The sequence below is a fragment of the Pseudomonas sp. EA_65y_Pfl1_P113 genome (assembly GCF_963970525.1).
Classification (GTDB): domain Bacteria; phylum Pseudomonadota; class Gammaproteobacteria; order Pseudomonadales; family Pseudomonadaceae; genus Aquipseudomonas; species Aquipseudomonas tritici.
Window position 1 is genome coordinate 1 of sequence record NZ_CAXAQM010000237.1, and the last position, 607, is coordinate 607.

1 protein-coding gene is annotated in these 607 nt (G+C 68.4%); it reads right to left on the reverse strand.

Annotation, left to right across the window (positions count from 1 at the left end):
* A partial coding sequence (locus tag AACY52_RS29340; RefSeq protein WP_339561223.1) for a hypothetical protein occupies positions 1–477 on the reverse strand: 477 nt, incomplete at its 3' end.
* Positions 478–607 lie beyond the last annotated feature (130 nt).

A 607-nucleotide genomic window follows, 5' to 3' on the forward strand; every position in this document is an offset into this window, starting at 1 on the left:
GATCGCCTTCAGCCGGTGGTTGGCCGCGTCGATCGACGCCAGCGCCTTGCGGTTGACCAGAAGCTCGATCTTGTCCTGCGGGATGTCGCAGCCGAGGTCGCCGATCTCCTGCGGATCGTCGTCGCTCGCGGGCTCGCGGCACAGCGCATTCAGGATGCGGCGGCGGTTCTTCTGGGTCTCGACGTCATAGGCGCGAAACTCCAGGCTCTCGCGCATGTACCTGGCGCACAGCCAGCGCAGGCTGTTCGGCTTGACCTGCGGGGGCGGAGCCACCTTGGCCGGCGCGTTCGCCCCGACATAGGGCCGGTCGTCGAGCGCGGCTGCATATTCCTCGAAGAAGGCGGGCGAGCCGGGCTCTTCCCGCAGCCGGCGCTTGCGCAGCTTCCTGGTGGCCGGGTTCCACTTGATGAAGTAGAGGCGGTCGTTGCCGTGCCGGTCCGGATCGTGATGGACGTAGCGCGGCAGGATTTCGGGCATGGCGTTTACGTCACCTTCGCCCATCCGGCGGCGTCGGGCTGCAGCGGCACGGCGTCGGCGGGCTCGCTCTCATCCGGCAGGCTTTCGCTCGATGGCCTGATCCGCGTCTCGGTCGTCGCCACCGGCATCG